Raw genomic sequence first — 26292 nt, 5'->3', positions numbered from 1 at the left:
CGCCGGTGCGACCGGAAGGCGCGCGTCTTATCGGAATGCGTACAGCACGATAATCCCCAGCACCACCACGCCGCCAAACAGCATCGCGCCGTAGTCCTGGGCGATGCCCGTCTCGGTCTTGCGCAGGCGGTCGCCCACGCCCACCGTCCCGCGCGAGGCGGCGTCCACGCCGTCGTTGAACCCGGCGTCATCCACCAGGAAGGCCAGCCGCCCAAACAGCTGCCCGGCGCGGTCGATCAGCACCACCAGCGGCATCAGCAGCGCGTCATCCAGCCAGCGGAAGGCCCGCGCCAGCGCGGCGGTGAGCCTGCCGAACGTGGCGGCGTACAGCTCATCCACCTGCATACGGCGGTTGAAAAAGGTGAAGCCGCCGCCGAACATCGGCTCCAGTGGCTCGGCCTGGGCCGCCGCCGCGCTACGGTAGAGCGCGTAGCCCGCACCCATGCCCGCCAGCGTGGCCAGCACCGCCAGCGCCATAGCCACCAGGTTCAACTCGCCGCCCTCCTGGCCCAGGTAGGAGGCCAGGCCGTGGAAGAACGGCGTGTTGGAAAAGCCGCCCAGCACCGCGAACGCGGCCAGCACCGCCAGCGGCGCGAGCATGGTCCACGGGCTTTCGTGGGGCCTGTGGTCGCCGTGGCCATCGCCCCGGAACTCACCGAAAAACACCAGCAGCACCTGGCGCGTCATGTAGAACGCGGTCAGGAAGGCCGCCAGCAGCAGCACCGCGCCCACGCCGTACGATCCAGCGCCAAACGCCTCGGCCAGGATCTCATCCTTGCTCCAGAATCCGGCGAAGCCAGGGAAGCCGATCAGCGCCAGGTAGCCCGCCATATACGTCCAGAACGTCACCGGCATCAGCCTGCGCAGCCCGCCCATCAGCCGGATGTCCTGCGAGGCGTTCGGGTCGTGCCCGACCGCGTGCTCCATGCCGTGGATGACCGAGCCGGAGCCGAGGAACAGCAGCGCCTTGAAGAAGGCGTGGGTCAGCAGGTGGAACAGCGCGGCCATCCAGCCGCCCACGCCCAGCGCGGCCACCATAAAGCCCAGCTGCGAGACGGTGGAGTAGGCCAGAATGCGCTTGATGTCGAACTGCGTACAGGCGATCAGGGCCGCGCCCAGCGCGGTGATCGCGCCGATGGCGGCCACCACCGGCAGCGCGCCGCTCACCAGAAAGATCGGGTAGGTGCGCGCCACCAGGAACACGCCAGCCGCCACCATAGTGGCCGCGTGGATGAGCGCCGACACCGGGGTGGGGCCTTCCATCGCATCGGGGAGCCACACATGCAGCGGGAACTGCGCAGCCTTGCCCACCGTGCCGCAGAAGATCAGCAGCGCGATGGCGGTGGCGGTGGAGATGCCCAGCGCCGTGGGCGTGGTGGCGATCTTGGCCAAGAACTCAGGGCTATAGATCTGCCCCGCGCCCGTGCCGAAGTCCATGCTGCCCGCCTGCCACCACAGGTACACCAGACCCAGCATCAGCAGCACATCGCCGATACGCGTGGTGATGAAGGCCTTGATCGCGGCCTGGCGCGGCGTGATCTGGGCGGGGTTGGCGTAGCTGCGGTCGTACCAGAAGCCGATCAGCAGGTACGAGCACAGGCCCATAATCTCCCAGGCCATAAAGAACAGCAGCAGGTTGCTGGCCAGCAGCATCAGCAGCATGGCCGAGGTGAACAGCGAGATGAACGAGAAAAATCGGCCCTGCCGCTCGTCGTGGGCCATGTAGCCGATCGAGAACAGGTGGATGCAGGCCGAGACCACCGCCACCATCGCCAGCATCAGCGCCACCGCGCCATCCACCGTGAAGCCCATGGTCACAGGCGCGCCAGCGCCCGCCGGTGCCCAGCGGAACACGTGGGTGATCGCGGCCTCGGGCATGGCAAAGCCGCCCGCCTCGGCGGCGTGCTGCGGGTGCGGCAGCGCGAAGGCCACGCCCAGCGCCATCAGCGCCGAGCAGGCCATCAGCGCCGTGGCCAGCCAGCCGCTGGCCTGCCCGCTGCGGCGGATGGGCGTCAGCGTAATTATCAGAAAGCCCAGCAGCGGCAGCGCCGGTATCAGCCAGGCATATTCGAGGAAGGACATAGCGACCTCGCCAGGGCGGCGCGGCAGGGCCAGGCCCTGCGACGCGGCCTAACCTCTCAACACATCAACATCATCGATATTGGCCGTCTCGCGGCGGCGGTAGATCGCGATCACCATCGCCAGACCCACCGCTGCCTCGGCGGCAGCCACCACCACCACAAACAGCGCGAACACCTGCCCCGAGGACGCCCCCGGCTCCAGGTAGCGCCAGAACGCGACCATGTTCAAGTTCACCGCGTTGAGCATCAGCTCGACGCCCAGCAGCATGCGCACCGCGTTGCGCCGCGAGAGCGCACCGAACAGGCCGATACAGAAGAGCGCCCCCGCCACAAGCAGCACAAACGGCAGAGGGACCGCATCAGGAAGTGTCACCATAACGCCTCTACGCCTTATCTAGCTCGGCTGGCTGCGCGGCTGCGGCGGGGGCCTGCTGGGCGGCGCGGGCCTTGCGCTCGGCCACCTGCTCGGCCAGCGTGCGCACGCGGCGGCGCGACCCGCCCTGCTCGAAGGCGATCATCACCGCGCCCACCAGCGCCACCAGCAGCAGCACCGACGCCACCTCGAAGGGCAGCAGGTAGGTTCCCAAAAATGCCTTGGCCAGATCCACCGTCGAGAGCACCTGGGAAGCAGCCGCAGCGGCCTGGGTCTGCTGCAGGCCGGGCCAGGGGTGGTTGTACACCGTCGGCGCGATCAGCAGCGCGAACAGGCCCGCCGCGATCAGCGCGGTGAGCCACCAGCGCTGGTACAGCAGGTGCGCGGTCTTCTCGCCCTCCACGTCGCGCGTCAGCATGATCGCGAACAGGATCAGCACCGACACCGAGCCGACATAGATCAGCACCTGCACCAGCGAGATGAACTCGGCCTCCATCAGCAGGTAGAGCGCGGCCAGCGTGAAAAAGCTGGCGATCAGCCAGAGCGCCGAGTGGATCAGGTTGCGCACGCTCACGGCCATGGTGGCGCTGCCCAGCGCGGCCAGCGCCAGCAGGCCAAACACGATTTGTACAAACAGAGTCATCGGGGTCAATCTCCTGCGCGGCACGCGCCTACGGCTGGGTCACAGCAGCCGCCCCTGCGGGGGCAATCGCCTCGTCGGCTGGGGCGCGGTTGGCGCGCAGCATCCAGATATAGCCAGCCACGCTGATCACGGCTGTGATCGCCCAGGCCAGCAGCTCGCGCGCCCAGGGGGCCATGGCGGCCAGCCAGCCCAGCGCGTCGCCCATGGTCCAGGCCGGGCTGCTGCCGTACAGGCGGATGGTGGCCCACAGCCCGGCGCTCATCACGTTGATCAGCGCCAGCGGCAGCAGGAACTTCCACGCGAAGCCCATCAGGTGGTCGACACGCACGCGCGGGAACGCGCCGCGCAGCCAGATCATCACGTAGAACAGGAACCAAGCCTTGGCCTGGAGGTAGATCACCGAGAGCACCACGGCGAAGAACGCGCCCACGCCGCCCATGGCCGCCAGCTGCGCCACGCCCGGCCCCTGCCAGCCGCCCAAGAACACCGAGCAGGCGATCAGCGCCAGCCCGAAGTTTAGGATGTACTGGCCCAGGTAGAACACGGCGAACTTCATGCCGCTGTACTCGGTCATATAGCCCGCCACGATCTCCGAGTCGGCCTCGGGGATGTCGAACGGCGTGCGCTCGCCCTCGGCAAGCTGGCAGATGAAGTAGATCACGAAGCCCACCAGGCCCACCGGCGTGAACACGAACCAGCCCAGGCCCAGGTCGGGCGCGCCCGCCAGCGTGCTGCCCACAAAGGGCAGGCCAGCCTGCAGCTCGTTCAGCTTGTTGAGCGACATGGTGTTGTTCAGCACCACCATGCTCAGCAGGGCCATCGCGCCGGGCACCTCGTACGAGACCACCTGGGCCACCGAGCGCATCGCGCCCAGCAGAGCGAACTTGTTGTTCGAGGCCCAGCCCGCCATCATCATGCCCACCACCGAGATGGAGGAGACGGCGGCGACGTAGATCAGCGCCGTGGGCAGCTCGATCGGCGTGAGGCCACGGCCCCAGGGCACCACCGCGAAGATCATCATCACCGGCCCCAGCACCAGCACGGGGGCCAGCAGGTGCACCTTCTGGTCGGCGGATGCGGGGACGATGTCCTCTTTGGTAAACATCTTCACGCCGTCGGCCACCGACTGGAACAGGCCGAGCGGGCCGACGCGGTTGGGGCCGATGCGGTCCTGCATGCGCGCGATGGCGCGGCGCTCCATCCAAACCTGGAGCATGAAGATCATGGTCGGCACCAGCAGCAGGATGACCGCGATGATGAAGTAGCCTATCAGGATCGCGAGCCAGTCCAGGCCAGTCCAGCCAAACTGCGCGAAGAGCGAGCGAATCAGGTCGACCATAGTCCTGTCCGTTTATTGCTTATCCACCAGGTGCTCGTCTTCAACCCCAGCTTCCTGCTGGGCTTTCTTGGCGGCATTGGCGGCACGAATAGCTGCGAGGCGTGCGGCTTTCTCATCCTGCGGCGCGGCGGGCGTGGCCTCAGCGGGCGCGGGCGCTTCCTCCTGCGCCTTCTTCGCCGCATTGGCGGCACGAATAGCTGCGAGGCGTGCGGCTTTCTCATCTACCGGCGCGGCGGGCGCGGCCTCAGCGGGCGCGGCGGCTGCAGCCTCGGCGGCAGCCTTCGCCGCGTTCTTCGCGCGAATAGCGGCCAGACGCGCGGCCTTCTCATCCACTGGAGCGGCGGGCGCGGCCTCAGCGGGCGCGGCGGCTGCAGCCTCGGCGGCAGCCTTCGCCGCGTTCTTCGCGCGAATAGCGGCCAGACGCGCGGCCTTCTCATCCACCGGAGCGGCCTCAGCGGCCTCGGCGGGCGCAGCCTCGGCGGCGGCCTTGGCCGCGTTCTTGGCGCGGATGGCGGCCAGGCGCGCGGCCTTGTCCAGCGGTGCGGCCTCGGCGGGCGCGGGCGCAGCCTCGGCGGCGGGGGCCTCGCCACTGGCCTGGGCGGCATTCTTGGCGCGGATGGCGGCCAGGCGCGCGGCCTTGTCCATTGGTGCGGCCTCGGCGGGCGCGGGCGCAGCCGCCACCGGCGCGGCGGGCTTGGCGGGCGCGGGTGCGCTTGGCGGGTTCTCGGGCACCTTGCCCACCATCTGCGGCGCGATGCCGATCGCCCCCGGGCGGCGCTTCACATTGCCCTGAAGCTTCTTCAGCGCGTTGTCGCGGGCCTCCTCCCAGAAGCTGGGCGCGAGCGACTCGTAGTACGAGATCGGGCGCGAGAGATCGGCCATGCCCACGTTCAGCCCTGGGTGGTCGTCGGTGGCCAGCTCGAAGTTATGGTCCATCTTGATCGCGTCGAACGGGCAGACCTCGGCGCACAGGCTGCACGACATGCAGGCGTCGTACTCGATCAGGAACTCGGCGGGCGCGGGCACGGCCTTGTCGGTGGCCGGATCTTTCGCCTGGGTGATGTGGATCACCTGCGGCGGGCAGATGCGCTCGCACTGGAAGCACGAGGTGCACAGCAGCTGGGCCGACGTGTCCTCGTAGAGCAGGATGGGAAAGTTGCGGAACGCCTGGGCCAGCGGCAGCCGCTCCTCGGGGTACTGCACGGTGAACACGCCGCTGGTCTGGCTGGGGTCATCCAGCTTTTTGGTAAACGCATCCACAACGTGTCGCTGGATCACCGCGAGCCCGGCCAGCAGGCCCTGGCCCGCCCGCACCTTCGACTCGCCGCGATCGACGGTATAGACCTTACCGCGCTCAAGTTCAACCGACATAGCAATTACCTTCCGCGCTGGTGCGCGAGCGCCCTAGCGATCCACTTCGCCGAGAACAATATCGATGCTGCCCAGAATCACGATCACATCCGCGATCTTGTAGCCCCGGCACATGTCGGCCAGCGGCGAGAGATTGATAAACGAGGGGGCGCGGATCTTGTAGCGGTAGGGCGTATCGCTACCATCGCTCACCAGATAGTAGCCCAGCTCGCCCTTCGGCCCCTCCACGCGGCCGTAGGCGTCGCCGGGGGCGGGCTTCAGCGCCTTCTGCTTGCCCATGGATGCCATGGCCGGGTTGATGTGGCCGCCCTCGGTGTCGGGCAGCCGCTCGATCACCTGCTGGATGATCTTGTAGCTCTCGCGCATCTCGGCCATGCGCACCAGGATGCGGTCGTACACATCGCCCACCGAGCCGACCGGTATGTCGAAATCCAGCTCGGGGTAGACGCTGTAGCCATCGGCGCGGCGCAAGTCGTAGGGCACGCCCGAGGCCCGCAGCAGCGGCCCCGACACGCTGTACGAAAGCGCCACCTCTTTGGGCAGCACGCCCACGCCGATCGAGCGGCTCATCAGGATCTCGTTCTCGCGCAGCAGCAGCTCGCTCTCATCGAAGAAGCGCGGCAGCGCCTGCATCAGGCCCTTCAGCTGCGGCATGAACTCGGGCGGCAGATCGCGCCAGACCCCGCCGAAGCGGAAGTAGTTGCACATCATGCGCGCGCCCGAGGCCATCTCGAACAGGTCGAGGATCTTCTCGCGCTCGCGCATGCCGAAGGCCAGCGGCGTCTGCCACGCGCCCATGTCGTTGAGCAGGAAGCCGGTGGCCGCCGCGTGGTTCTGGATGCGGGTCAGCTCGGCCATCAGCACGCGCAGGTAGTTGGCCCGCTGCGGAACCTCGATCCCGGCCAGCTTCTCCACCGCCAGCGCGTAGCCGAAGTTGTTGCTCATCGAGTTGAAGTAGTCCAGCCGGTCGGTGAACGGCATGATCTGGATGTAGGTCGAGACCTCGGCCAGCTGCTCGTGGTTGCGGTGCAGGTAGCCGAACACGGGCTTCAGCTCCACCACCGTCTCGCCATCCAGCGTCACCAGCATGCGGAACACGCCGTGGGTCGAGGGGTGCTGCGGGCCAATATTGACCTGAAACTCTTGCGTCTTTAGCATATATCTTCGCCTTCGCGGGGCCAGGGGCCGCCAGCGCCGTCGCAAAAAAACAGAAGGGGCGGCATCGCCGCCCACTCCGCCCCCTATTCCGCCTCGTCTAGGTACTTATCGCCCTGTTTCGAGAAGTCTTTCCGCATCGGGAAGCCCTCGAACTCGTCCCACATATAGATCCGGCGTAGCTCGGCGTGGCCGGCGAATTGCACGCCGTATAAGTCATACGCCTCGCGTTCCTGGAACGCCGCGCCCGGCCACTCTGCGGTCAGCGTGGGCAGCTCGGGGTGCTCGCGCGGCACCCGCGCCTTCACCACCGCCACGCCGCCCGCCACGTGGGCAAAATGGTAGACCAGCTCGATCACGCCGTCGGCCAGGTAGTCCACGGCGGTGATATTGCTCAGGTGCTCGTAGCCCAGCGCGTCGCGCAGGTAGCTGGCCACGGCGGGCAGCTGCGCGGGCGCGACCACCAGATCGTCGGTGGCCAGCATGTCGGCGCGGGCGTGCTCGCCCTTCTTGCGGGGCGCTTCCTCGCTGGGCCTGGGGGCGGTGGCGATCCGTGCGCCGGGGATGTCGCGGTCGATGGCTGCCTTGAGTTCGTCGAGGGAGAGATTAGGCACCAGGCACCTCCGCCGCGCTCTTGCGCTTCAGGTCATCGGCGGCCAGCTCGGGGGCCAGCCCAGCGGCCTGATGCGGGGCCACCAGCTGCACGCGCTCATCCATGATCGGGAAGGCGCGCGGCTCCTGGGGGTGCTCGATCACGCCGGTGCGCTCGTCGCCCTTGGTCGGCCCGCTCAGCGGGCTGATCAGCGGCAGGCCGCCCACGGCATCGATCAGCTTGCCATCCACCTCTAGGCCGTGTGCGCCCCAGGTGGGGATGACGATATCCTTGGGCGTGCTCTTGCCGTACCAGCTCACGCGGCCCAGCTTCTGATCGTCGATCTTGGCCTGCAGCGTCATCAGCGCATGCAACAGCGCCTCGGGGCGGGGCGGGCAGCCGGGCACATACACATCCACCGGCAGCAGCAGGTCGATCCCGCGCAGCACATTGTAGCCGTCGCGGAACGGCCCGCCGGATGTGGCGCAGTTGCCCATGGCCATCACATAGCGCGGCTCGGGCATCTGGTTGTAGAGCCGCACGATCAGCGGGGCCATCTTCTTGGTCACCGTGCCGGCCACGATCATCAGGTCGGCGTGGCGGGGCGAGGCGCGGAACATCTCGGCCCCAAAGCGCGCCAGGTCGAAGCGCGAGAGGCCGGTGGCCATCATCTCGATCGCGCAGCACGCCAGGCCAAACGACATCGGCCAGATCGACGAGCGGCGACCCCAGTTGTAAAAGCGATTGACGGTTGAGATCAGGATTCCCTGTTTCTCAAGCTCTATCTGTGTCGGGTCAATGTCGGGCATCGACAACCCCTATCATCAGTAGGTGCGCCAAGCCGCCTGCGCGGGCGAGGCTAGATCCACTCTAGCGCGCCCTTTTTCCAAGCGTACACCAGGCCAAATACGAGGATCACCAAAAAGATCGCCATCTCCACCAGTGCAAAAAGCCCCAGCTGGTTGAAGGCAACCGCCCAGGGGTAGAGAAACACCACTTCTACGTCAAAGAGCACAAACACCAGCGCGTAGAGGTAGTACTGCACTTTAAACTGCACGTGGATGTCGCCGATCGCCTCAAGACCACACTCGTAGGTCTCCAGCTTGTTAGGCGTTGGGCGCTTTGGCCGGAGAAAATAGGCCGCCACAATCGGGATCAGAGGGAATATGGCCGCTATAACAAAAAATAAGCCAATAAAGGCATATGTCGTCAGCATGGCTGCGTTCCTTATGCACTTTCGCGAGCGGTTTTAGTATAGCACAGGGGGTATGGGGGGGGTGGAGGCGAAAAAGGTAAGAAACGCAAAACAAAACGAAACAAACGTAAACTATTTGGCCAGATCAGCTAATTAGTGATCTTCATCTCGACACGACCAACGCGCACGATATCGCCCTCCTCCACCACAGTGGCGTCGCGCACCTCCATCTCGTTCAGGAATGTGCCATTGGTGCTGTTCAGATCCTCCAGCACCCACTCATCGCCACGCAGCTCTAGCCGGGCGTGCTGCGACGAAAGGAACGAGTCGTTCAGCGCGATCTCGCAGCTCTCCATACTACGGCCAATAATATTGCTTGGCCCCAGCGGGAAGACCTTGCCGGTGGGCACGCCGCTCTGGCCCGCGCGCACCACCACCATCTGGCCGTAGGGGCTGCGCCCGCTGGCCGCCGGGGTCTGGCTGGCCGAGCGCAGGTCGCGGATCACCGATCGAAGCACCTGGTAGAGGAAAAAGTACAGCAGCAGGACAACGGCAACCCGCAGCAGAAGGATAATGATGTTCAGCGAGGTGTTAGCAATTTCCATGTTTATGCTACCGTCGGCAGTCCTGCACGCTCTCGAACTTCACCACAGAAAAAAGGACGTCGGCGCTAGCTCTCGCGGAAGGTCAGCTCTAGCCCGCCCAACGAGATCACATCGCCGTCGTTCAGCGCCCGCTCCTCCACGGCCTCGCCGTTCACAAACGTGCCGTTGGTCGAACCGATATCGGCCACCCAGAACCGGCGCGAGCGATAGCGCAGCTGGGCGTGGTGCCGCGACACCCGCGTGTCCTCTAGGATAATGTCGTTGTTCAGGCCGCGCCCGATGGTCAGCATCGTGCTCTCTAGCGGGATGCTCTGCTTGCCGCCGCCGCCAGCCAGCACGAGGCGGGCGCGCGGCTGCTGGGCCTGCATTGGCTGGATGACCTGGGTGCGCTCGCTGCTGTCGGCCTGGGCCGGGGCGCTGCTGGTCTCGGCCACCACCTGGATGCTGCGCCGGGGCACATCGTCGTCGGACATCAGCTCCACCACCGGGTGCTCCAGCATCGAGAAGCCGCGCTCCTGCGCCAGATCGGAGAGGTAGGTGGCCATCTCGCGCTCCATCTCGCCCCGGATGGGCTGGAACGTGGCGTAGTCCTGCGGGTTGAGGTAGGCGCGGTAGAGGTTGGGCACGATCACGCGCCGCACGCTCACCATCTGCTGCGACTCCATGGCCCGCTCCAGGCGCTTGGCGATCTCGGAAGGCTGCACCGGGCTGCGGAAGAGCCGCGTCACCGAGCCTTCAACCAGATTTTCCATGAATGACTCAAAGCGGCCAAGCGCGGACATGGCATGCTCCTCCTGAGCATCGGTGCGGGGTCGCGATGTTGGCGCTCTGAGAGCGCCAGCTTTCCTATTGTACCATAAGCCCCCGGCGGGGCGAAAGCGCCACGGAGCCGACCCTATGCGCCCGCCCCGCCGACGCCATGGGCGCGGGCGTAGTCGCAGATCTCGCGCAGCACGCATAGCCCGCAGCGGGGCGCGGCCCAAGTGCACACGCGCTGGCCGTGGCGCAGCATGTTGTGATGGAAGTTCCACAGCACATCGGCCTCGGCGGGCAGCATGGCCAGCAGCAGCGCGTGGGCTTGCTCGGCGGTGGCGCGCGGCCCGATCAGGCCCACCCTGCCGCTGACGCGGTGCACGTGGGTGTCCACCGGCAGCACCGGCTTGCGGAAGCAGAACAGCAGCACCAGCGTGGCCGTCTTCGGGCCAACGCCCGGCAGCGCGGTCAGCCAGGCCATCGCCTCGTTCACCGGCAGCTCGCCCAGAAAATCGATGTTGGGCGCACCCCGCTCGGCGATGATCTGCTGCAGCACGGCCTTGATGCGCGGGGCCTTGGCCTCGGCAAAGTTGGCGGGCGCGATCAGGGCGGCGATCTCCTCCGCCGGGGCCTCGGCGATGGCCTGCCAGCTGGGGAAGCGCGCCCACAGCTGCTGGAAGGCCCGCTCCTCGTTCGCGCCGGTGGTGCGGTGCGAGAGCATGGTGGAGATCAGCTCGTGCAGCGGCTCGCGGCGGCGCTGCCACGGGCGGATGCCATACTCGCCCCCCAGCCGCTCGTAGACCTGGCGCGTGCGCGCCGCCTCGTCATGCAGTTCTCGCTCGATCATGGCCGTACCCCTTTCCGCTATCACAAAAGCATCGTTGGGAAAGAGGCAAAACCTATGCCGCAGCCCGGCACAGAAAAGCGCCCGCCAGGGTGATGCTGGCGGGCGCTTGTGAAAGTCGCCGCTACTGGTTCAGCAGGCTGCCCAAGTTGAAGCCGCCGCCGCTGTTGCCGCCGCCGCTGCTGCCACTGGCCGCAGGCAGGTAGCCCGCGATGGCCTTGGCCAGGTTCATGATCGGCATTGTCTGCAGCCACACGCGCCCTGGGCCGCGCAGCGTGGAGAGGAACAGACCCTCGCCGCCGAACAGCATGTTCTTAAAGCCCTTGACCATCTCGACATCGTACGAGACGGTCGGCTCGAACATGGCCACGCATCCAGTGTCTACCTTCAGCACCTGGCCTGGCTCCAGCGTGTACTCCACGATCTCGCCATCCAGCGAGACAAACGCCACACCCGGCCCGGTCAGCTTCTGGAGGATGAAGCCCTCGCCGCCGAACAGGCCCGAGCCAAGGTTGCGGCGGAAGTGGATATCGGTCTGGATGGTCTTCTCGCCGCACAAGAAGGCATCCTTCTGCGCGATGATCTGCTGGCCCTCGCCCAGGTGCACCGGCACAATCTTACCGGGGAAGTCGGCGGCAAACGCCACGATGCCCTTCCCGCCCTGCGACGTGAACTCGACCATAAACAGCGACTCGCCCGAGATCGCACGCTTGAACATGCCGCCCAGGCCGCCGCCGCGCCCGGTGGTGTTCATCGCGATGTTGCCGCTCATCCAGGCCATACCGCCGCTCTCCGAGAAGACCGTCTCGCCGGGATCAAGCTCCATCACCACGGACTGCATGGTGGTACCGTAGATCTTGTACTCCATGCCGGTCGTCCCACGGCCAGATGTGGCCACCTGCGGCTCGGGCAGATCCAGGCGCTCACCAAATTTATTGGAGTAGGCGTATTCTTCGGACACAGCAGAACCTCCTCGTTATGTATGCGGCCATTCCACTTCGCAAGATCGGCGGAGCGCTCAGAGCGTCGCCAGCCTGTTTGCAAACACGTGATAGAAGAGATACGCAGCGTGCGGCGGTAAAGTTGCAAAACAGAAGGCGTGGCGCAGGAAATCTGCGCCACGCCCCCCGTATCATGGACACGCCAATGGTAGAGGCTTAGTTTGGCTTGTTCAGCGTGGCCAAGAACTCGACATTGGTGCGCGTTTTGGTCATGCGGGTGAGCACCAGCTCGGTGCCCTCATTCTCGCCCAGCATGCTCACCATGCGGCGCAGCGTCCACACCTGGCGCATCGCATCGCCCAGCAGCAGCTCCTCGCGTCGCGTGCCCGAGCGAGTGATGTCGATGGCGGGGAAGATGCGCTTCTCGGCCATCTTGCGGTCGAGGTGCAGCTCCATGTTGCCGGTGCCCTTGAACTCCTCGTAGATCACATCATCCATACGCGACCCAGTGTCCACCAGGCAGGTGGCGATGATCGTGAGGCTGCCGCCGTTCTCGATGTTGCGGGCAGCGCCGAAGAAACGCTTGGGCGGGTAGAGCGCCACCGGGTCGATACCGCCGGAGAGCGTGCGGCCTGACGGCGGCATGTCCAGGTTGTAGGCGCGCGCTAGGCGGGTGATCGAGTCCATCACGATCACCACATCCTGGCCGCCCTCGACCAGGCGCTTGGCCCGCTCAAGGGTCATCTCGGCCACCTTGGTGTGGTCCTCCACCGGCTCGTCGAAGGTCGAGCTGATCACCTCGCCGCGCACCGAGCGCTTCATGTCGGTCACTTCCTCGGGGCGCTCGCCGATCAGCAGCACCATCAGGTGCACATCGGCGTGGTTGGATGTGATGCCGTTGGCGATCGACTTGAGCAGCATGGTCTTGCCAGCCTTGGGCGGCGACACGATCAGGCCGCGCTGGCCGCGCCCGATCGGGGCCACCAGATCGACCACGCGGGTCGAGAGGATGTGCGGCTCGGTCTCCAGGTGCAGCTGCTCGTTGGGGAAGATCGGGGTGAGCTGATCGAAGGACGGGCGGCGGCGGGCGGTCTCGGGGTCCATCCCGTTGATCTGCTCGACGCGCAGCAGCGAGTAGTAGCGCTCGCTCTCTTTGGGTGGGCGGATCTGGCCCATCACGCGGTCGCCGGTGCGCAACCCAAAGCGGCGGATCTGCGACTGCGAGACATACACATCATCCGCGCCAGGCAGCATGCGCTCGCTGCGCAGGAAGCCAAAGCCATCGGAGACAATGTCGAGCACGCCGTCGCTCAGCTGGTGGCCCTGCTCTTCGGACTGGGCCACCAGCAGCTTCATGATCAGGTCTTGCTTCTTCAGGCCGCTGACGCTCTGCATGTCGAGCTTGCGGGCAACCTCGCGCAGGTCGGAGAGGGTCATCGCCTCAAGCTCGTTCATGCTCAGCTGGGGGGGGCGGCCAAAGCCATCGGCGCTGGGGGCCTCGCGGTCGCCGCGGAAGCGCATGTCGTCGCGCTCGGGGCCACGCGGGCGGAAATCATCGCGCGGGGCGGGCCGGGCATCGTCGCGCTCGGCCACGCGGGCCCGGCCACTGGGGCGCTCGGCAGGTACTTCAGCACGCTGCGGGGTGCTCGGGCGCTCGCTCGCCGCTGCCTCGGGCTCGGGCTCGGGCATGGCGCGCACCTCAACACCATCGGATGGTGCTGGCTCTACAACTTTTCGTATGCGTGGCACACTAAACTCCTCGTTAGCGCATAGCGCGCATCTGTGCAGGTTTTAGAAAACAATGGCGAAAAACAATGGTAGGAAAAAAAAGGCGGCGGATTGTAGCTTTGAGAGGCATTGTGTTTTCAGTAGTAGCAGGCTTCATCGAGGTTGGGTTGGAAAAGCACCACCACCTATAGGCTCGGGAAAGGGAATAGCTGTGGGGGTACATCGGTGATGCGGCAGATCCGCGGCTCTATGCCCACGTCAAAATATACACCGCCATTGAGCGGAGGCCTTCTTAAAAACGCGCTAGGGGGATCAATCCATTGAAACTGGCAGCACGGGGCGTACCACCAACACAAGCGACGGAGGATGCCCAGCAACGCTTCGCTCGTGACTGGAGTATACCACAGCTGTCAAGAGTACGTCAACCTTGGGCAGGGCATGGCTTTGGGGTGAGCAAAATCGCCTTTTCCCGAAGAAACGCTATGGTGCAAAATAACGCAGATACAGCTATTATTTTCGCTTTTATTACATTGAATATGTGTTTGTGCGCTATTCCCCCAGCACCGATACTCTTTCCTAGAATACGAGATGCAGCCTGCCTTTTTTTGCAAAACCGAGCATAAATACCGCCAAACGATCTTTGTCACCAGCCGACTCTACTGGGGGATTTTAGTTGACAGTTGGCTTGAGAATGCCGTACAATGCCCCGAGATGTATTCCTACTTGGTACCCATAGCCCACCAGAACTGGCACTAGGACCACTATGAAAAAGCTATCAACTGCCGAAATTCGCGCGACCTACCTGCGCTTTTTTGAGCAACGCGGCCACACCGTTGTCCCCAGCGCACCGCTGGTGCCAGGCAACGACCCAACGCTGCTGTTCAACAACGCGGGCATGGTGCCGTTCAAAGATACCTTCTTGGGCCTTGAGCAGCGGCCCTACACCCGCGCCACCAGCGCGCAGAAGTGCCTGCGCGTGTCGGGCAAGCACAACGACCTTGAGGAGGTCGGCCCCTCGCCTCGCCACCAGACCTTCTTCGAGATGCTGGGCAACTTCTCCTTTGGCGACTACTTCAAGGCCGATGCCATCCAGCTGGCCTGGGATCTGCTGACCAAAGAGCTGGAGCTGCCCGTCGAGCGGCTGTGGTTCACGGTGTTCGGCGGCAACGATCTGGTGCCCGCCGACGAGGAGGCCGAGCAGCTCTGGCTGAAGGTCGGCGCGTCGCCCGACCGCATCCTGCGCTTCGGCGAGAAAGACAACTTCTGGGTGATGGGCGACACCGGCCCCTGCGGCCCCTGCTCGGAGATCACCGTCTACCTAGGCGAGGATCTGAGCAGGATGCGCGCCGACGGCGTGAACAGCGACGACCCCGACTATGTCGAGATCTGGAACAATGTGTTCATGCAGTTCGACCGCGAGACGATGCAGCCCATCCCCAAGCCGTCGATCGACACCGGCATGGGCCTTGAGCGCATCGCTATGGTGATGCAGGGCGTGAAGGCCACCTACGACACCGACGCCTTCACCCCGATCATCGGCAAGACCATCGCGCTGCTGGGCAGCGACGAGCGCCACTACCGCGCCAACTTCGCGCCCTACCGCGCCGTGGCCGACCACGCCCGCGCGGTGGCCTTCCTGATGTCCGAGGGCATCCAGCCCGGCAACACCGGCCGCAACTATGTGCTGCGCCGCCTGCTGCGCCGCGCCGTGTACCAGGGCCGCACGATCGGCTTCGAGAAGCCCTTCCTGGCCGAGGTGGTGGGCACGGTGATCGACGAGATGGGCGGCCACTACAAAGATCTGCGCGAGCGCCGCGACTTCATCCTAGAGACCACCGACACCGAGGAGCGCCAGTTCCTGCGCACGCTCTCGGGCGGCGTGGTGCGCCTGAACGCGGTGATCGAGCAGACCAAGGCCAGCGGCGGCGACACGCTCTCGGGCGTGGACGCGTTCACGCTGAAGGACACCTACGGCTTCCCGCTCGACCTAACGCAGCGCATCGCCGCCGAGCAGAGCCTGCAGGTGGATGAGGCGGGCTACGATGCCGAGATGGAGAAGCAGCGCGAGCGCGGTCGCCAGGCAGCGCAGTTCAAGCGCGGTGCCGACGCCGAGATCTGGGCCGACCAAGAGCTGCCCGCCAGCGAGTTCACCGGCTACGAGGCCACCGCCGACCACGGGCGCGTGCTGGCCATCACGGCGGCGGGCGACGTGCTGCGCCACGCCCAAGAGGGCCAGCAGGTGCAGATCGTGCTGCACCGCACGCCCTTCTACGCCGAGAGCGGCGGCCAGATGGGCGACACCGGCACGCTGGCCACCGCCGCCGCGCTGGTGCGCGTGACCGACACCCAGCGGCCCATCCCCGGCGTGATCGTGCACCACGGCGTGGTCGAGCGCGGCAGCATCGGCGTGGGCGACGAGGTGGAGGCGCGGGTCGACACGCTACGCCGCCGCGACATCATGCGCAACCACACGGCCACGCACCTGCTGCACAAGGCCCTGCGCGAGTCGCTGGGCGAGCATGCCACCCAGGCCGGTTCGCTGGTCTCACCCGAGAAGCTGCGCTTCGACTTCAACCACAACAAGCCGCTGACCCAAGAGCAGCTGCGCAGCCTTGAGGCCCACGTAAACGCCTGGATCCGGGCCGACGCGCCAGTGTCGTGGGAGCAGAAATCCTACCAGGAGGCGCTGGACTCGGGCGCGATGGCGCTGTTCGGCGAGAAGTATGGCGACCGCGTGCGCATGGTGACGGTGGGCTGCGGCGACCGCGAGCTAGAGGTAGATGCCCCGGTGGCCACCTGCTCGCGCGAGCTGTGCGGCGGCATCCACGTGGGCCGCACCGGCGAGATCGGCGCGTTCACCATCCTGGGCGAGAGCGGCGTGGCCGCTGGCGTGCGGCGCATCGAGGCCGTGACTGGGCGCGGGGCCGAGGCCCTGGCCGAGCAGCAGTCCGCCACGGTGAAAGAGCTGAGCGCCAAGCTGGGCGTGCCCACCGCCAAGGTGGCCGAGCGCGTCGACGGGCTGCTGGCCGAGCTGAAGCAGCGCCAGCGCGAGCTGGATGCGCTGAAGAGCCAGCAGGCGCGCGGGTCGCTCGACGGCCTGCTGGAGAAGGCGCAGAGCCTGAACGGCTTCCGCCTCGTCACCGCCCGCGTGGAGGCCGAGGACAACAACGGCCTGCGCGAGATGGGCGACTGGCTGCGCGACAAGATCAGCTCGGGCGTGATCGTGCTGGGCGCGGTGCTCAACGAGAAGCCGGCCGTGCTGGCGGTGGTGACGCCCGATCTAGTGAAGCAGGGCTACCACGCGGGCAACCTGGTCAAGGCGCTGGCCCCGATTATGGGCGGCGGCGGCGGCGGGCGGCCCGACATGGCCCAGGCCGGCGGGCGCGAGATCGAGAAGCTCGACACCGCCCTGGCCGAGGCCGCGTCGCTCGTGGCCGCGCAGAAGCGCTAGCTGGCCGCCACCACGCTCTGCTGTGGGGTTCTATGGCCTGGGGATGCTCTCCCCAGGCCCCCAGCAGCCATCTTCCCCCGCAGCCCCCAGCATCCCCCATCAGCGCTAGGCGCGTCTGACCAAGGGCCACCTTGGTCGCGCACAGAAATAGTGGAGGAGCCGTGACATCGGGCGCATCTGATCTTGTGATGGTCATGCCGACCGACACATTTGATTCCATCGCCAAACAGATCCGTGCCAGCGGCGCAGGCATCATCCAGCTGCTGATCGCCGACAACAACCCCGCATTCCAGAGCACCGACACCTTCACGCGCCTGGCCGAGCTGGCGCGGCGCGGTCGCGTGCAGCTGATGGTGATCAGCTCCGACGAGCTGACCCTCGCGGCGGCGCAGGAGGCGGACCTGGATGTGGTGGGCGTCGATGGAGCGCGCATCTCCATTCCCGCGCCGCCACATACGCAGCCCCCCGAGGACACCTACAAGACCCACGTCATCCCCCGCGAGGAGCTTGACCCCCCCGCCAGCCGCGACGAGGACAGCGACCTGCTGGCCCAGCTCTACAGCGCTGCGCCACCCGCCGCCCAGCGTCGTCCCACCTTAGACAGGCTCGACGACGATCTGGATGATGATCTGGATGACGGTCTGGGCAGCGGCCTGGATGATGGGCCGAGGGCGCGGCACGATCGACAGCGCAGCCGACGGGACGACCTAGACGACCTAGACGACCTGGATGATGACTACCTGCCGCTGGGACGTAGAGCGCTGGATGAGATCGAGGATGTGACGCCCAGCCGAGGCTCGCGCGCCTATGGTCGACGCGGGGCCGCCCAGCCCCCAGCCCGCCAGCGCGGGCGCAGGCCCATACCCACCTATGCCGATCTGGATGAAGATCTACCCCGCCAGCAGCGCGGCAGCTTTGTGCTGCCGATTATCCTCGGCATCCTGCTGGTGGCCCTACTGATCGGCTTTGGGTTCTACATGAACCGCCCGCTGGTGGCGTTCTGGCCGCCATCCACCAATGTGAAGATCACGCCCTTCAGCAACGAGATCATCCCGCTCGCCGAGTCCAGCGCCGACGGCTCCATCCAGGCCCAGCCGATCAGCACGCGGGTGGAGCAGACCATCCAGGGGATGGCCAGCCAGCAGCCCTCGCCATCGGGCACGGCGCGCGGCACGGTGCAGATCATCAACGCGCTCAACAACCCGATCGAGCTGCCAGTCGGCACCGAGTTTATCGGCACCAACAGCGCAGGCCAGCAGGTGGGCTTCCTGATCGACTCGCCCGCCACCGTGCCAGCGGCCATCAGCACCAGCGATCTGTTCGGATCGCGGGTAGAGTTTGGCAAGATCGACATCCAGGTCTCGGCCCGCTCGCCCGGCAGCGCATCCAACATCGCGACGGACAGCCTGACCCAGCTGATCGTGCCGGGGCAGCCGCCGATCAGCAACAGCGAGCAGGTGCGCCTGATCAACCAGCCGATCGAGGGCGGCACCGAGGAGCTGCTGTATATCGTGACCGAGCAGGATGTGCGCAACATCCTGGGCGCTGGCCTGGGCAAGCTCTATCAGAACGCCCAGACCAAGCTCAGCGCCATGCCGCCGCAGGGCCTCTCGCTCGATCCCGACACGATCTGGCCGAACACCAGCTCGCTCGGCGATCCGGCAAATTACGACACGCCTGTGATCACCCCAACGGTCGGCCAGCCAGTCGATCAGGCCAACCCGGTCTTCACGATGACGCTGTCGGCCAGCTTCAGCGCGCTGGCCGCACCCAAGCCGATCCAGCTGCAGATGCAGAGCTTTCTGAAGAGCTACTTCTACCAGCGCAGCGGCACCGCGCTCTGCGGCGGCGATAGCCAGTTCGATGTCACGCCCAGCCGCACGGTCTGGAACGGCCAGCAGCTGCTGGTCGACGGCGAGCTGACCTGCACGCCCAAAACTGCGATCACGCCCGAGATGCAGGCGCAGGTGCAGCGCGCGGTGCTGGGCCAGAGCTACAGCGCGGCCAAGGCCAACCTCGATCAGCTGCAGAGCCAGGGCGTGATCGGCAGCTACCAGCTGCCCAATGTCGAGTCGTTCCCCAGCATCGGTCTGCTCGTGGGCTTCGAGGGGCATGCGGGCACCTATCGGCCTACCCAGTTTCCCCAGGGCCAGCTGCTGCCTACCGCCGAGCCGAACGCCACCGCCGAACCAGAGGCCACCGCCGAGCCAGAGGCCACCGCCGAGCCAACAGCAGGAGCAGCACAATGACCAGCGAGCCGGGCCGGATCATGGCCCTCGACATCGGCAGGAAGCGCATCGGGGTCGCGCTCAGCGACTCGCTGCGCATGTTCTCCTCGCCGCTCACCACGGTGGGCGGGCAGCCGCGCCATGCGGCCATCGGCAAGATCGCAGCGCTGATCCGCCAGAATGAGGCCACCGAGCTAGTGGTCGGCCTGCCGCTCACGCTCAGCGGCGAGGTCGGGCCGCAGGCCGAGGAGATCAACCGCTTTGTGGCCGAGCTTGCCGAGCAGGTGCATATCCCCATCCACATGTTCGACGAGCGGCTGACCACCGCCGAGGCCCAGCGCGTGATGATCGAGATGGGCATGAAGCCCGAGCAGCGCAAGGCCAAGATCGACGAGATGGCCGCATCGATCATCCTGCGCGACTACCTGAGCGCCAGACACCCGCCGCCGCGCCCGAGCGCCTATGGCGACTACGATGATGATTTCGCCTAGCAGAAAGCACAAAAGGCCGCCCGCATATAACAATGCGGGCGGCCTTTTGCTTTGCTACAGACTATTTCTAGGCAATAGAGAGCGCCAGCAGCGTCATGTCATCGTGCGGTGGCACATCGCCGCAGAACAGCGTGATCGCATTGGTGATCTGGTCGATCAGCAGGTGCGGGTCATCGCCAGCATAGCTGCGCAGGATAGCCTCTAGCCGGGCGAAGCCGAACAGCTCGTGGTCGGCGTTTTGGGCCTCCACGATCCCATCGGTGAACATCAGCAGCAGGTCGCCGTGGTCCACCGCTACCTCCAGCGACTCGTAGCGGGTCTCGGGCAGGATGCCGAGCGGCAGGCGCGGCCCGGGGGTCTCCAGGTAGAACAGCTCGCCATCGGCGCGGCGGCGGATGGGCGTGAGCTGGCCAGCGTTGGAGATTAGCAGGCGCTGCTGGTCAAGATCGAGCATGGCGTAGCAGAGCGCCACAAACGAGCGCGGCGGCACATCCTTCGAGATCCATGCGTTGGCCTCGCGGATGACCTCGTGGGGCAGGCGACGATCGCGCGACTCGGCGCGCACGATCGAGTGTGCGATGGCCATCAGCATCGCGCCTGGGATGCTCTTGCCCGAGGCGTCGCCCACAAACAGCGCCAGCGCGCGGTCGCCCGCCAGCGGCACAAAGTCAAAAAAGTCGCCGCCGGTCTCGCGGGCGGGCACGCAGCGCGCCGCCACCACCAGCCCCCGCAGCTGCGGCAGCACATGCGGGAACAGATTGCTCTGGATGTGCCGCGCGATCTCCAGCTCCTGCTCCACCCGCGTGATCGACTCCTCGTAGAGCCGGGCGTTCTCAAGCGCCACGGCGGCTTGGTTGGCGAATGCCTGGGCCACATCCACATCGCGCTGGCTGAAGTAGCCGATCTGCTTGGAGTCGATGTTCAGCACGCCGATCACGCGGCCCTGGGAGATCAGGGGCACGCCGATCCACGAGTGGATGACCTGGGGCACGCCGGGGCTGGGCATCCAGTCTTTGGTGGCCACCACATCGGGGATGAGGATCGGCTCGCGCCGCGCCACCACCGCGCCCGCCCCGCTCACCCTGGCGTGGATGTGGAACTCGCGCATCATCAGGCGCGCATCGAAGCCCTGCACAGCGGCGAAGCGCAGGATGTCGCGGTCGAGCAGCATGATCGATGCCGAGTCGTAGGCGATCACGTTCTTCAGCTCGCGCAGCATCAGCTCCAGCACCTCGCGCGGGTCGAACGACGCGCCGAGCACACGCGCCACCTCGCGCAGGGTGTCAGCGGTGCGGCGGGCCTCCTGCTCGGCCTCGTAGAGCCGGGCGTTCTCCACCAGCTGGCGCTCGCGCTCCTCGAACAGGCGCACCTTCTGCACGCCCAGGCTCAGGTGGCTGGCGATCTGGCTGAGGAAATCGACCGTCTCGTCGTCGTACATATAGCTGCGGTAGTCCTGCAGCACCAGCACGCCGATCGGCTCGCTGCCGCCCGCGCGCAGCGGCACGCCCACCCACGAGCGCGACTCGATCCCGGTGCCGATCGGCTTGGGGAAGATGCCGCGCTTGTGCAGGTCGCCCATCTGGGCCTGCATGTCCTGCAGCAGCAGCGGCTCGGCGTGCTCGAAGATCCAGGCGGTAGCGCTGCCCGCCCTGGGCGGCGAGCCGATCCAGGCCTCGCCCAGCTGCTGGCCATCCTCCAGCAGGATGGCGTGGGTGATGATCTTGGTATCGGGCGAGCAGATCAGCAGGTAGAAGACCGAGGGCTGCAGCAGATCGTACACCAGCTGCTGCACGCAGTCGAGCATCTCTTGGAAATCATAGGAGGCGCTGATCAGCTGGCCCACCTGGCCGATCGCGTTCAGCTCGCGGATCTGGCGCTTCTGCGAATCGAAGAGCCGGGCGTTCTCCACCGCGATCGCGATCTGGTTGCCCACCGCCTGGGCCAGCTCTACCACCTGCGGCGCAAACGCGTGCGGCGCGTGGCCGAACATGCTCAGCGAGCCAAGCACCTGGCCCCCGGCGCGCAGCGGCACGCCCAGCATGGAGGTGAACGGCAGGTGTGGGCCAAGGTAGCTCAGCGCGCTGGCATCCAGGCGGTCCTCCACCACCAGCGGGCGGTTCTCGCGGGCGATAATGCCCGAGATCGTCTCGGTGAGCGGGATGCTGGCAGCCTCGCGGCTGTACTCGGCGGAGAAGCCGCGCGACATCAGCAGCACCAGCTCGTCGCGCAGGGGGTCGTACATGCGCACCGTGCCCGCATCCATGTGGAACAGCGGCAGGATCATGTCGAGCACGTGGCCCAGCAGGGTGGGCAGCGGCTGCTGCACCACCAGCTCGGCGGCGATCAGGCTCAGGGTCTGCAGCTCGACGGTGCGCTCGTTCACCTGGCGCGAGAGCGCCGCGCCCAGCGCCTGCTGCTGCAGATCCAGCCAGGTGTTCTCCAGCACCACCGCCACCACGTCGCCAAAGCGCTGCAGCAGGTCGGTGTCGTCCTCGTCATACAGGTGCGGCTCGTAGCTCTGCAGCGAGATCACGCCGATCGAGTCGGCGCCGACCAGCAGCGGGATGCCCAGCCACGAGCGCGAGCGCTTCTCGGTGTGGCCAAAGGTGGTGGGGGCCTCGCCAAACTTCGAGCGCTCGGTGTCCAGATCGCGGAACAGCAGCGGGCGGTGGCTCGACACCACCATGCCCGTCAGGCGGCCAAAGTCCTCGTCCTCGCAGTACTCGTGCACGCCCTCGTCGACCATGAGCACCGCGCGGAAGTGGCCCTCTTTCGCCGGATCGCACACGGCGATGTAAAATGCATCGAAGCGAAAGACGTGGCGCAGCTCGCGGGCCACCGCCTCGAAGATCGGGCGGTACTGCGTGGCCCCCCGGCACGAGAGGCTGAGGCTGCGCAGGGCCTCAAGGGCGCGCCTATCGCGCGCGGCCTGCGCCTGGAGCGACTGGATCTGCAGATCGAGTTCGGCGGTGCGTGGTGGTGCCATAGCCTCCTCGGATGGTGTGTGTTCTTCTGAATTATACCGAACTTTTGCCACAATACACACACGCTGGTTTGGCAGTTTGCGCCATCATGGCAATAAACGTGCACCTCCACCAATTTGGCCCGCAAAATAATCCGCGCCGACAGAATGCAACACTTTGCGTGGGCGAGACGTCAACTCTAGCAGCGAATATGGGTGCAGATAGCACCCACGAGAAGGAGATGACCATGACAACCCCAAACGACCCGCAGGATAAGGCCGAGAGCACGACCCAGCGCGACCCCGCCGAGGATCTGTCCAAGGAGCTGCGCGAGCTGGCCAACCAGCTCGAGGCCGCCTTCCGCGCCGCCGTGGAGAGCGACCAGGCCAAGCAGCTGCAGCGCGACCTGGCCAACGGCCTGAAGGAGCTTTCCTCGCAGGTCAAGTACGCGGTCAAGAACGCCCAGGAGAACCCGCAGGTGCAGCAGGCCACCGAGCGAGGCCGCGAGGCGATCCACAACGCCCGCCAGAGCAAGACCGCCCACGACCTGCAGGAGACCCTGGTCAACGGGATCTCGTACATCAACGAGCAGCTGCGCTGGGTGGTCGAGCGCATCGAGGCCCACGAGAAAACCGCCCAGGCCACGCCCAGCCAGAGCGTGCCCGTGGAGCACGAGGTGCCCGTGACCGGCAAGACCACCAAGCTGGATGAGGACGACTCGCCCAGCATCTAGCCAGCACACCACCGCAAGCCGCACAAGGCCAGGGGAGCACTCCCCTGGCCTTGTGCGTATCGAAGAGTTTTGCTCTCAGAACCACAGGGTGCCAACATGCCACCCAAAGGCACCCTGGCCTTCTTGACATATATGCCCGCATATCTATAATTATCAGCCTATAATTTCAACAACACCACTACCATGCTGAAGCGGCGTTGCGCAGGCATCCTGTGCGGCGCTGTGCTATTTTCACCGACATAGAGGAGCGACGATATGAGATGGGCCGGGCAGCTCATCGGTCTCATTCTTGTGACGCTACTGAGCACCTCATGTAGCGCGCCAGCCCCTGTGGCGCAGCCGCAAGGCAGCCCCACAGCAGGCAGCGCCCCCCAGCCCTCCGCCAGCCTCGCAGGCCGCACCCTCGCGGTCGCCACCGACGCCGAGTACCCGCCCTTCGCCTTCCGCACCCCGCCCGAGAACACCCTAACTGGATTCGATGTCGAGCTGATGCAGGCCATCGCCACCAAGGCCGGTGCCACGCTCAGCATCCGCGAGGCCCCTTTCCCAACCCTGCTGCAGGGCCTGGCCGACCGCAAGTACGATGCGGTGGTCGCCGCGCTCACCATCACATCCGAGCGGCAGCAGCAAGCGAGGTTCAGCGAGCCATACGCCACGGTCGGGCAGATCATCGTGGTGCGCGCGGGCAGCAGCGGGGTGGAGGGCTATAAAGATCTGGACGAGATCGGCCTGGTGGGCGTGCTGAAGGACTCGGCTGGCGAGACGATCGCCCGCAAGCGCTCCAAGGTCGATGACGACAAGCTGCGCACCTACGCCGACATCCAGCAGGCCTGGGCCGATCTGGCCGATGGCACGATCGATGCGCTGATCAGCGACAGCGTGCAGGCCGGGCAGTTTTTGGCCACCCCCGCCTATCGGCAGAAGCTGACCCGCATCGGCAAGCCGCTGGCCGCCGAGAGCTACGGCATCGCCGTGCAGCAGGATGACGCCCAGCTGCAGCACGCGATCAACACCGCCCTGGCCGAGCTTGCCTCCGATGGCACGATCGATCGCCTAAAGCAGAAATACGGTATCGAGTAGGCGAACAACACCAACCAAGCGACCGCCTGGGCCGCGCCAAACGGCCCAGTGATGTGCAGCATCCGCACCCACACCAAGAAAGTTATCGCCAATGACCAATGTGGACAGCAGCATCCCAACACGCGGCCCTGGCATCTGGCCAGGGAGCCTGCTGCGGCGCGTGCCGTGGTGGCTTCTGATCATCCTCGCCGCCGGGTTCATGGTCCTCTACTCCATGGTCCAAGAGGAAAAGTATGTCAACACGCTCTCGTACCTGCTGCGCGGCGTAGGCACCACCATCGTGATCACGCTGGCGGCCTACAGCATCGCGCTGGTGCTAGGCCTGCTGGCTGGCCTGGGCCGGATCTCGCAGAACGCCGTGATCTACACCATCGCCACCCTGTATGTGGAGGTGATGCGCGGCCTGCCGATGCTGATCATCATTATCTACATGCAGTTCATCGTCGCGCCTGCGCTGGGCACGCAGCGCAACGCGGTGCTCTCGGCGATCATGGGCCTGGCGGCGGGCTACGGCGCATACATCGCCGAGGTGTTCCGTGGGGCCATCGAGTCGCTCGACCGTGGCCAGGGCGAGGCCGCCCGCTCGCTGGGCATGAGCCACTTCCAGGCCATGCGCCACATCATCCTGCCCCAGGCCTTCCGCCGCGCCCTGCCCGCGCTGGGCAACGATTTTGTGGCCATGCTCAAGGACTCGTCGCTGGCGTCGGCCATCGCCGTGCAGGAGCTGACCAAGCTGATGCAGATCGAAGGCTCGCGCACCTTCGACAACTTCCGCGCGTTTAACGCCGCCGCATTTCTGTACCTCGCCATGACCCTGCTGCTGTCGCTGGTTGTGCGCTGGATGGAGGGGAGGATCAACCGTGACCGACGCTAACCCAGCTTCCGCCCAGCGCGGCGAGCCGATTGTGGAGCTGCGCAACCTGAGCAAGCACTACAAGAGCGTGCGCGCGCTGGATGATGTGAGCCTCGACCTGCACGTGGGCGAGGTGCTGATGATCATCGGGCCATCTGGCTCGGGCAAATCGACCCTGCTGCGCTGCATGAACTACCTGGAGCAGCCCGACAGCGGCAGCGTGCGGGTGGGCGGCGTGACGCTGGGCCAGCGCGGCACCAACATCAACCGGGTGCGCGAGCACATGGGCATGGTGTTCCAGCGCTTCGAGCTGTTCCCGCACCTGACGGTGCTGCAGAACATCATGCTGGCCCCCAAGATCGTGTCGAGCCGCAGCGACGCCGACTGTGAGGCCACCGCGCGCCGCCTGCTGGACAAGGTGGGGATCGCGGCGAAGGCGGGCAGCTACCCCGCGCAGCTCTCGGGCGGGCAGCAGCAGCGCGTGGCGATCGCGCGGGCCTTGGCCATGCAGCCCAGGGTGATGCTGTTCGACGAGCCGACATCCGCCCTTGACCCCGAGATGATCAAAGAGGTGCTGGATGTGATGCTGGCCCTGGCCCAGGAGGGCATGACGATGGCGATCGTCTCGCACGAGATGGGCTTCGCCCGCGCCGCCGCCAACCGCGTGGTGTTTATGGACCACGGGCGGATCGTGGAGACCGGCACGCCACAGCAGGTCTTCGAGCAGCCCCAGCACGAGCGCACCAAGCTGTTCCTCAGCAAGATTTTGCACTAATCTCGGCGCTGGCGCTATCTTCACGCCACCATGCGGGCCGACCGTAGGCAATGCTTGCAGCGTTGTCTGGTCGGCCCAGCCCATGGCTTTGCACCGCC

The 26292-nt window shown here is 66.1% G+C and carries 22 protein-coding genes; 7 read left to right on the top strand and 15 right to left on the bottom strand.

From position 1 onward, the window contains the following. Positions 1 to 27: 27 nt before the first annotated feature. The 14 genes from nuoL to F8S13_04435 form a co-directional block, all read right to left on the bottom strand. Positions 28 to 2082, bottom strand: a complete 2055-nt coding sequence (gene nuoL, locus F8S13_04500) for an NADH-quinone oxidoreductase subunit L (protein KAB8145093.1) — start codon at positions 2080 to 2082, stop codon at positions 28 to 30. Between the two features lie 48 nt (positions 2083 to 2130). Beyond that, complete coding sequence (nuoK, locus tag F8S13_04495) at positions 2131 to 2457, bottom strand: NADH-quinone oxidoreductase subunit NuoK (protein ID KAB8145092.1); 327 nt, start codon at positions 2455 to 2457, stop codon at positions 2131 to 2133. A gap of 7 nt (positions 2458 to 2464) precedes the next feature. Further along, entirely contained in the window at positions 2465 to 3097 is a 633-nt protein-coding gene (locus F8S13_04490) for an NADH-quinone oxidoreductase subunit J (GenBank protein ID KAB8145091.1), read from the bottom strand. A gap of 28 nt (positions 3098 to 3125) precedes the next feature. Beyond that, a complete protein-coding gene (gene nuoH / locus F8S13_04485) occupies positions 3126 to 4436 on the bottom strand; it encodes an NADH-quinone oxidoreductase subunit NuoH (protein ID KAB8145090.1) in 1311 nt (436 codons plus the stop codon). A gap of 12 nt (positions 4437 to 4448) precedes the next feature. Continuing rightward, a complete protein-coding gene (locus tag F8S13_04480; protein ID KAB8145089.1) occupies positions 4449 to 5807 on the bottom strand; it encodes a 4Fe-4S dicluster domain-containing protein in 1359 nt (452 codons plus the stop codon). A 33-nt stretch (positions 5808 to 5840) separates the two neighbouring features. Further along, positions 5841 to 6965, bottom strand: coding sequence for an NADH-quinone oxidoreductase subunit D (locus F8S13_04475; GenBank protein ID KAB8145088.1), 1125 nt, complete (start codon positions 6963 to 6965; stop codon positions 5841 to 5843). A gap of 83 nt (positions 6966 to 7048) precedes the next feature. Then, positions 7049 to 7447, bottom strand: a complete 399-nt coding sequence (locus tag F8S13_04470; protein KAB8145254.1) for an NADH-quinone oxidoreductase subunit C — start codon at positions 7445 to 7447, stop codon at positions 7049 to 7051. 121 nt (positions 7448 to 7568) lie between these two features. Continuing rightward, a complete protein-coding gene (locus F8S13_04465) occupies positions 7569 to 8363 on the bottom strand; it encodes an NADH-quinone oxidoreductase subunit B (protein KAB8145087.1) in 795 nt (264 codons plus the stop codon). A gap of 50 nt (positions 8364 to 8413) precedes the next feature. After that, positions 8414 to 8770, bottom strand: coding sequence for an NADH-quinone oxidoreductase subunit A (locus tag F8S13_04460; protein KAB8145086.1), 357 nt, complete (start codon positions 8768 to 8770; stop codon positions 8414 to 8416). A gap of 128 nt (positions 8771 to 8898) precedes the next feature. After that, positions 8899 to 9354, bottom strand: a complete 456-nt coding sequence (locus F8S13_04455; GenBank protein KAB8145085.1) for an FHA domain-containing protein — start codon at positions 9352 to 9354, stop codon at positions 8899 to 8901. 65 nt (positions 9355 to 9419) lie between these two features. Beyond that, positions 9420 to 10136: a DUF2662 domain-containing protein gene (locus tag F8S13_04450; protein KAB8145084.1), complete on the bottom strand. Its 717-nt coding sequence runs from the start codon at positions 10134 to 10136 to the stop codon at positions 9420 to 9422. 113 nt (positions 10137 to 10249) lie between these two features. Continuing rightward, entirely contained in the window at positions 10250 to 10954 is a 705-nt protein-coding gene (locus tag F8S13_04445; protein ID KAB8145083.1) for an endonuclease III, read from the bottom strand. A gap of 121 nt (positions 10955 to 11075) precedes the next feature. Continuing rightward, positions 11076 to 11819 carry a TIGR00266 family protein gene (locus F8S13_04440; protein KAB8145253.1) on the bottom strand — a complete coding sequence of 248 codons (744 nt, stop codon included), beginning with the start codon at positions 11817 to 11819 and terminating at the stop codon, positions 11076 to 11078. 289 nt (positions 11820 to 12108) lie between these two features. After that, positions 12109 to 13347, bottom strand: a complete 1239-nt coding sequence (locus tag F8S13_04435; GenBank protein KAB8145252.1) for a transcription termination factor Rho — start codon at positions 13345 to 13347, stop codon at positions 12109 to 12111. 1036 nt (positions 13348 to 14383) lie between these two features. Between F8S13_04435 and alaS the strand changes: the two genes are divergently transcribed. The 3 genes from alaS (at position 14384) to ruvX (ending at position 19790) form a co-directional block, all read left to right on the top strand. After that, positions 14384 to 17071: an alanine--tRNA ligase gene (gene alaS / locus F8S13_04430; GenBank protein ID KAB8145082.1), complete on the top strand. Its 2688-nt coding sequence runs from the start codon at positions 14384 to 14386 to the stop codon at positions 17069 to 17071. 161 nt (positions 17072 to 17232) lie between these two features. After that, positions 17233 to 19320, top strand: coding sequence for a hypothetical protein (locus F8S13_04425; protein ID KAB8145081.1), 2088 nt, complete (start codon positions 17233 to 17235; stop codon positions 19318 to 19320). After that, positions 19317 to 19790: a Holliday junction resolvase RuvX gene (gene ruvX, locus F8S13_04420; protein KAB8145080.1), complete on the top strand. Its 474-nt coding sequence runs from the start codon at positions 19317 to 19319 to the stop codon at positions 19788 to 19790. Before F8S13_04425 ends, ruvX begins: the two co-directional genes overlap by 4 nt. Before the next feature lie 67 nt (positions 19791 to 19857). Here the strand turns inward: ruvX and F8S13_04415 are convergent, their stop codons facing one another. Continuing rightward, the gene (locus tag F8S13_04415) at positions 19858 to 22776 is read right to left on the bottom strand and encodes a GAF domain-containing protein (protein ID KAB8145079.1); all 2919 of its coding nucleotides are present in this window, start codon (positions 22774 to 22776) and stop codon (positions 19858 to 19860) included. A gap of 290 nt (positions 22777 to 23066) precedes the next feature. Between F8S13_04415 and F8S13_04410 the strand changes: the two genes are divergently transcribed. From F8S13_04410 to F8S13_04395, 4 genes are all read left to right on the top strand, one after another. Continuing rightward, positions 23067 to 23486, top strand: coding sequence for a hypothetical protein (locus F8S13_04410; protein ID KAB8145251.1), 420 nt, complete (start codon positions 23067 to 23069; stop codon positions 23484 to 23486). 255 nt (positions 23487 to 23741) lie between these two features. Next, a complete protein-coding gene (locus tag F8S13_04405) occupies positions 23742 to 24566 on the top strand; it encodes an amino acid ABC transporter substrate-binding protein (GenBank protein KAB8145078.1) in 825 nt (274 codons plus the stop codon). A gap of 91 nt (positions 24567 to 24657) precedes the next feature. Then, a complete protein-coding gene (locus F8S13_04400; GenBank protein ID KAB8145077.1) occupies positions 24658 to 25440 on the top strand; it encodes an amino acid ABC transporter permease in 783 nt (260 codons plus the stop codon). A gap of 28 nt (positions 25441 to 25468) precedes the next feature. Beyond that, positions 25469 to 26194, top strand: coding sequence for an amino acid ABC transporter ATP-binding protein (locus tag F8S13_04395; GenBank protein ID KAB8145250.1), 726 nt, complete (start codon positions 25469 to 25471; stop codon positions 26192 to 26194). Positions 26195 to 26292 lie beyond the last annotated feature (98 nt).

The organism is Chloroflexia bacterium SDU3-3, from assembly GCA_009268125.1.
Taxonomy (GTDB): Bacteria; Chloroflexota; Chloroflexia; order Chloroflexales; family Roseiflexaceae; genus SDU3-3.
The sequence above is the reverse complement of the archived record's forward strand: the minus strand, read 5'-3'. Positions and strand labels throughout refer to the sequence as shown.